The organism is Sodalinema sp. (genome assembly GCF_046483825.1).
Lineage (GTDB): Bacteria > Cyanobacteriota > Cyanobacteriia > Cyanobacteriales > Geitlerinemataceae > Sodalinema.
The window spans coordinates 24,368-31,460 of the sequence record NZ_JAWOCL010000175.1; the positions used below are offsets into that span (position 1 = coordinate 24,368).

At 53.7% G+C, this 7,093-nt stretch carries 4 protein-coding genes; 2 read left to right on the plus strand and 2 right to left on the minus strand.

Annotated elements, in window-relative coordinates:
* Positions 1-8 precede the first annotated feature (8 nt).
* Positions 9-233: a DUF2811 domain-containing protein gene (locus R6U67_RS11505; RefSeq protein ID WP_068789697.1), complete on the minus strand. Its 225-nt coding sequence runs from the start codon at positions 231-233 to the stop codon at positions 9-11.
* A 437-nt stretch (positions 234-670) separates the two neighbouring features.
* Here R6U67_RS11505 and R6U67_RS11510 point away from each other — a divergent pair, with 437 nt between their 5' ends.
* The gene (locus R6U67_RS11510; protein WP_410252682.1) at positions 671-2,926 is read left to right on the plus strand and encodes a Na-K-Cl cotransporter; all 2,256 of its coding nucleotides are present in this window, start codon (positions 671-673) and stop codon (positions 2,924-2,926) included.
* A 55-nt stretch (positions 2,927-2,981) separates the two neighbouring features.
* Here the strand turns inward: R6U67_RS11510 and gyrA are convergent, their stop codons facing one another.
* Positions 2,982-5,576 carry a DNA topoisomerase (ATP-hydrolyzing) subunit A gene (gyrA, locus tag R6U67_RS11515; protein ID WP_410252679.1) on the minus strand — a complete coding sequence of 865 codons (2,595 nt, stop codon included), beginning with the start codon at positions 5,574-5,576 and terminating at the stop codon, positions 2,982-2,984.
* A gap of 437 nt (positions 5,577-6,013) precedes the next feature.
* On the opposite strand from gyrA, the gene R6U67_RS11520 reads away from it, so the two are divergent.
* Positions 6,014-6,934, plus strand: a complete 921-nt coding sequence (locus R6U67_RS11520; RefSeq protein ID WP_410252680.1) for a histone deacetylase family protein — start codon at positions 6,014-6,016, stop codon at positions 6,932-6,934.
* The last annotated feature ends 159 nt before the right edge of the window (positions 6,935-7,093 follow it).

Below are 7,093 nucleotides of genomic sequence, written 5' to 3' on the forward strand. Positions count from 1 at the left end.
ATTCTCCGTTAATCGGGATTTTGAAACAGAGTTTCCAAATACACACGGGCCGCCCGGCGGTAATTTTGAGACGCTTCCGGCGTGCTGCTGTCGCCATTTTGCAGCAAAAACAGAGATAACGCCGCCGCAAAGATGCGGTCTTGATCCCAATCAGGATGACTATCGAGATAACTCTTGAGCGATTGATGTAGGTCTTCAGGGATTTCTGCGAGTATGCTGACGCTAGTATTCATAACGGCCTCCGGCTTGTAGGGGATGGGGAAGGTTGGGGGGTGATCTGTTGAGGCAACCTTGACCCGTCGCATCATTGTGGTCTGATCAGGGGTGGGCTTGTCAATGTTGCGAAAGATGAACTTTTCTCTTTTCGACCCAGGGGCTTCACGAGAGAATAAGGGTTTGAGCCTTGTTTTTGTAACTTAACGTTACATTGAGTCCCGGATTCTGAGTGCCAAGCCGCCCCCTCCCAGAAATCCCCAACCTTGCCCAGTCGTCCCCAAGGTCGGCGATCGCCTGTGGAAAACCCTCAACAACCTGTGGAAAACCCCCTGAGAAGTTGTGGAAACCTTGTGGAATCTTTGGGGAAAGATTCCCAGAATGATAAGAATTGCAACGGCTCCAAATTGGAGAAATTGGCTTAATATGGCAAAGGCAACTTAACCTCGTTGTTTTTATAGTGCGCTTTCCCTGGCAGCAATCCTCGAACTCAAACCCGCCCCCTGACGATGACTCAGCCAAAGGTCTCGGCACATTTGGCGGCGTCTTTACCCCCTCAATTCTCACCATCTTGGGGGTGATTATGTACCTTCGCTTCGGCTGGGTGGTCGCTAACGTCGGCTGGCTCGGTAGCCTAGTCATCGTCACCCTAGCCACCTCAATCACGCTGCTGACGAGCCTTTCCATCTCCGCCATTGCCACCGATCGCGTCGTGCGAGTGGGGGGCGCATACTACATGATTAGTCGCTCCCTCGGCATCGAAACCGGAGGGGCCGTCGGGATTCCCCTCTATTTCGCCCAAGCCTTCTCCGTCGCCCTCTACACCCTAGGCTTCGCTGAAAGTTTAAGTAATAGCTTTCCGGTACTGGCAGACTATCAAACCCCCATCGCCCTCATCACCACCCTGGTTGTTGCCGGACTCGCCATTCAGTCAGCGGATTTAGCCATCCGCGCCCAATACTTCATCATGGCGGCGATCGCCCTGTCCCTCCTGTCCCTTGCTTTCGGTAGCCCCATCGCCGAAAGCGACATCGGTATGTGGAACGTCTCCGGGCGGGTTGGCGAACCCTTCTGGGTCGTCTTTGCCGTCTTCTTCCCCGCCGTCACCGGCATCATGGCAGGGGTCAATATGTCCGGCGACCTCAAAGACCCCTCCAAATCCATCCCCAGAGGAACCCTAGCCGCCGTTGGCGCGGGATACATCATTTACATGGTGTTACCCCTGTTCCTGGCGACCCGAGCCGACTATACCGCCCTAACCGAGAATCCCCTCGTCATGCGGGATATCGCCATTTGGGGCGATGCGATTCTGCTCGGCGTTTGGGGGGCCACCCTCTCCAGCGCCCTCGGCAGTATTCTCGGCGCACCCCGCGTTCTGCAAGCCCTAGCCCGAGATGGCGTCTTACCTCCCGTGCTGCGTTGGCTAGGCCAAGGACGAGGCGACAATGACGAACCCCGCCTGGGAACCTTCCTCACCCTCGGGGTGGCCTTGGCCGCCGTCAGCCTGGGGGATCTCAACCTAATCGCCCCCGTCTTAACCATGTTCTTCCTCAGTACCTATCTGGTGTTGAACGTGGCCGCTGGCCTTGAAGGCTTCCTAGAAAGTCCCTCGTTTCGTCCCACCTTTGGCGTTCCCTGGTATTTCTCCGCCTTGGGGGCGATCGGCTGTCTCTGGGTGATGCTGCTCATTAACCCCGTCGCAGCGGTGGTGGCCGCGATTTTCGTTCTCAGTGTCTATCTCTGGCTCGAACGCCGGGAACTACAATCGGCCTGGGGCGATGTCCGTCGCGGCTTATGGGTCGAACTAGCCCGTATGGCCATTCTCAGCATGGGAGATGACACAGACACCAAAAACTGGCGACCTCATATGCTGGTCTTATCCGGCGCCCCCATGCGTCGTTGGGCCTTGGTGGAATTAGCCACAGCCCTGACCCATAACCGAGGTATGGTCACCATTTCCAGTATTCTCCCGAGTGGGTCCCGAGATATGGGACAACAGGCGGCCCTGGAGACAAAGATTCGTGAGTATCTCGAAAAACGAGGGGTTCAGGCTCTGGTGCGCCTAGTGACCGCTCCCGATCCCTTTGTGGGGGCCGAACGACTCGTCGAAGCCTATGGGATTGGCCCGTTGGTTCCGAATACGATTCTCCTGGGAGACAGCGAACAGGAGCATTTACGGGCAGATTATTGTCGCTTGATTGCCAAACTCTATCAATCTCGTCGTAGCATCATTATTTTTCGCGAAAATCCTGAACAGGAGTTTGGCCAGCGCCGTCGTATTGATGTCTGGTGGGGAGGGTTACAAGCCAATGGCGGCTTGATGCTGCTATTAGCCTATTTGTTGCGAACCAGTAGTCAATGGCGGGGGGCTGAGATTTCGCTGAAATTAGTGGTTCCCAATGAAATGGCGGCCCAAGCGGCGCGTCAGAACTTAGAACGAGTGGCCCAACAGTTACGCATTGGCGCCACCAGCCAAGTGATTTTAGCCGAAGGTCGTCCCTTTCCTGAGATTTTGCAAGAATCCTCAGCGAATGCGGATTTGGTCTGTTTAGGGGTGGCGAAACCCGGTGAGGATATGGATGCCTTTGCGGACTATTATGGACGCTTGCAAACTATGGCGGCGGGACTACCGACGACTCTATTTGTGCTGGCGGCGGAGGGAACCTCTTTTGAAGATGTCCTGCAACAAGATGCGCCAGCGGCTCGACGGTAAGGGCGACCACAAAGGTCGCCCTCTTCTGGTCGCCCGAATCGGGAGTTGGTCAGGGTTACTCTTCGGTTAACTCGTCGTCTAACTCACTATCTTCAGCAGCCGGAGGTACGATCGCCACGGCGGCGATCGCATCGTCTTTGTCGAGACGTTGCACACGAATCCCAGTGGCAGAGCGGGATTGAGGCGTGATGGCGCTGGCAGCTTGGCGGATAATAATCCCCCGCATGGTCACCATCATCAGTTCATCGTCTTCGTTGACGACAATCAAGCCGACCACGCTATCGTCTTTGAGATGAGACTTAAACTTCGTCGAAATCGTCCCTTTCCCGGCCCGACGTTGTAGGCGGAACTGAGACACGGGAACCCGTTTCCCATAGCCGCCGGTGGTGACGATTAACACCCAGGGTCCCTCACCGGTTGAGGTAGCCTCATCGCTTTCATCGCCATTGAGGTCACTTTCGGCCGCGTCATCGACCTCGCTGTCATCAGTATCTTCTAGGGTTTCGACGACGCTACTGGGCAAGACATCCATACTAATGAGGGTGTCATCATCCCGTAGGTTCATCGACTTAACGCCGCGAGTGGCTCGACCCAGGGGCCGCAGTTGCTCGTGATCGGCTTTGAAGTGAATGGCCATGCCCAAGCGAGAGCCGATAATAATACTATCTTCGGCCCGAGCCAGACGCACCCAGCGCAACTCGTCGCCTTCACTGAGGGAAATGGCAATGAGGCCATTGGCGCGAATGTTGGCAAAGGCGGAGAGTGCGGTTTTTTTGATGTTGCCGCCCCGAGTTAGCATGATTAGATAATTGTCATCGCTAAACTCGCTGACGGGAACCACGGAGGTGATTTTTTCATCCCGAGGAATGGGCAACAGTTGTACGATGGGCATCCCCCGCGAGGTTCGTGAACCGGTGGGAATTTGATAGGCTTTGACGCTATAAACAACGCCGCGATCGCTAAAAAAGAGGATCTGGTCATGGTCGCAACAGGTCAGGAAATGGGCAATACCATCATCCTCTTTCATCTTCGTTCCCGATTTGCCACGAGTGGCCCGGTTTTGGGCTTCAAAGGTGTTGACGGGCATCCGTTTGATGTAGCCCTGTTCCGTCACCAAAATCAAGGCCTGTTCGTTGGCAATTAAATCGGTGTCATCGAGGTCCCCTTCATCTCTGAGGATTTCGGTGCGGCGGGGACTGGCGAAGATTTCTTTGAGTTCGAGAAGTTCGCTTTCAATGATTTCTAAGACCCGTTCCCGCCGTGCCAAGATATCTTCTAAATCGGCAATGGTTTCTTGAAGTGCCTCATGTTCCTGTTGGATTTTATCGGCTTCTAAGGCCGTTAAACGCCGCAACTGCATCTGAAGAATGGCATCGGCTTGATAGTCCGAAAGGTTGTAATCTTGGATGAGTTGGGTTTTGGCTGAGGCACTGTCGGGGGACTGACGAATCAGACGAATCACGCCATCGAGATGTTGGAGGGCGATGAGTAACCCCTGCAAGAGATGATCCCGTTCTTGGGCTTTTCGCAATTCGTAGCGGGTACGCCGGGCGATGGTTTCAATGCGGAAGTCGAGGAAAACTTGCAGGAAGCGACGTAAGGACAACAGTTGCGGTTCGCCATCGACGAGGGCCAACATATTGGCCCCAAAGTTGTTTTGGATGGGGGTTTGTTTGTAGAGATTGTTCAGAACCACCCGAGGATAGGCATCCCGTTTAAGTTCAATGACAATCCGCATTCCGTCGCGATCGCTCTCGTCGCGAATGTCGGAGATTCCTTCGAGTTTTTTGTCGTTCACCAAGTCGGCAATTTTCTCGATTAAGGCCGCTTTATTGGTTTGGTAGGGTAACTCGGTGACAATGACGGCTTCGCGATCGGGGGCGCCACGCCGTTCTAAGGTTTCAATGTTGGCGACACCGCGCATGGTGATGGAACCGCGTCCGCTAGTATACGCATCGCGAATGCTACTGGTTCCTAGAATCTGGCCGCCGGTGGGGAAATCTGGCCCCGGAATGTATTGCATTAAATCGAGATCGCCTAATTCGGGATTATGAATTAAGGCCACTAAGCCATCGATCAGTTCCCCCACGTTATGAGGGGGAATGTTGGTGGCCATACCGACCGCAATTCCCGAGGACCCATTCACGAGAAGTTGAGGGACTCTGGCGGGGAGAACGATGGGTTCTTGTTGCGAACCATCGAAGTTATCGGCAAAGTCAACGGTGTCGGAGTCGATATCTTGCAGTAGGGATAGGCTACTGAACCGTTGTAGGCGGCTTTCGGTGTACCGCATGGCGGCTGGGGGATCGTTGTCCACGGAGCCGAAGTTACCATGGCCTTCAATCAGGGGCGATCGCATCGAAAACGGTTGCGCCATCCGCACTAGGGCATCATAGACGGCGGTGTCTCCGTGGGGGTGGTATTTCCCGAGGACTTCCCCCACCACCCGAGCGCATTTACGAAAGGGGCGATCGTGATACAGGCCCAGTTCGTGCATCGCATAGAGAATGCGCCGGTGGACGGGTTTGAGTCCATCTCGGGCATCGGGTAAGGCTCGACCGACGATGACGCTCATGGCGTATTCGAGGTAGGATCGAGACATTTCGTTCCCTAAATCCGTGGGAACGATCCGTTCTTCGGCAATGGTCATACGGTAAAAATCTCCCTTAAAACCGCAGTTGGGCAGGGTTGTGTTGACATCAACCGGCTGCGTGCGGGTTACTTTTTTTAACGGCAATGACGCAGGCAATTTGCGCCAATTCTGGTTAGTATTTTAACATAATGCGATCGCCTCTGGATCGTTTACGGCCGGCGTCAAAGCTTGCGGGTTCTCATTAGAATTATCGCCCCAAAGAGTTAAGGCTTTAGGGGCTTGAAATAGAAGCCGGTTTTAACGTCAATAACTCGCCGCCTCTGGGGGGAACTAGAATGATAAAATAACGATCTGATCGATGTCGTTAAATGGGGGGCGATCGCCCTCGGATCAGCCCCGTTCTATCTTGAACCTGAGGACCCGAACAAGCGACCGATGAGATCAGACCTCCACAACGGTTTCGTTACCGTGAACGCTCAACCTTCAATTGCGATATGTTTCCTATTCTCTACGCTGAGGCCTTCCTCGATCATCGAACTGGAGCCTATCATCCAGAACGCCCAGATCGTCTGCGGGCCATCGTTCAAGCCTTAAAATCCCAATCCTGGGCCGATCATCTCCATTGGCAACTTCCGAGCGATCGCCCCGAACTCCTCGATATCATCACCCAAATCCATCCCCGTGACTATGTTGAGTCCATCAAACGGATTGCCAGTCGTGGCGGCGGACGCATCGATATGGATACGTCCGTCTCGCCGAGTTCCTATGATGTGGCACTTTTGGCCGTCAGTGCTTGGTTGGATGCCGTTGATTTAGTGGTTCATCAGGGACAACCGAGTTTTGTCCTCGCTCGTCCACCGGGACATCATGCTGAACGCGATCGCGGCATGGGATTTTGTATTTTTTCCAACGCGGCGATCGCCGCCTATTATGCCCTCAAACAATTTGCAATTGACCGAGTGGCCGTCTTAGATTGGGACGTACATCATGGCAACGGAACTCAAGCAATTTTAGAAACCCATCCCCAACTGGCCTACTGTTCTCTCCATGAATCCCCCAACTATCCCGGAACCGGCTCTGCTTCGGAAACCGGCTATTATCAAAACGTCTTAAATCTACCCCTTCCCCCCAACACCACCTCAGACACCTATCGTCAGGTTTTTCAGGATAACGTTATTCCCTTTCTCCGTAATTTTCGCCCCGACTTGTTAATCATCAGTGCGGGCTATGACGGGACAAAAAACGACTCAATTTCACAGATGTTCTTGCAACCCGAGGATTATCGTCAACTCAGCCAATGGTGTTCAGAGATTACCCCTCATCTCATGTTTGGCTTAGAAGGAGGCTACAATTTAGAAAGTTTAAGCCAATCCGTGGTTAAAACCATCGAACCCTTTATCGACGTGAATTGTTAATAATCGTGGGGCAAAAAAATCGGGTCTTTTAGGTTCAAGGTGATAAGAAAAATTTATGGCAGATTATATCCCTTGCTGTAGGGGCGAAAAATCCCCTCCTGGGAGGGGCTAGGGGTGGGTTCCCCTCCTGGGAGGGGCTAGGGGTGGGTTCCTCTACAA

Excerpts from the sequence above, each read along its gene's own strand:
- R6U67_RS11505 (WP_068789697.1), bottom strand. The coding sequence starts at position 233 with ATGAATACTAGCGTCAGCATACTCGCAGAAATCCCTGAAGACCTACAT.
- R6U67_RS11520 (WP_410252680.1), top strand. The coding sequence starts at position 6,014 with ATGTTTCCTATTCTCTACGCTGAGGCCTTCCTCGATCATCGAACTGGA.
- gyrA (WP_410252679.1), bottom strand. The coding sequence starts at position 5,576 with ATGACCATTGCCGAAGAACGGATCGTTCCCACGGATTTAGGGAACGAA.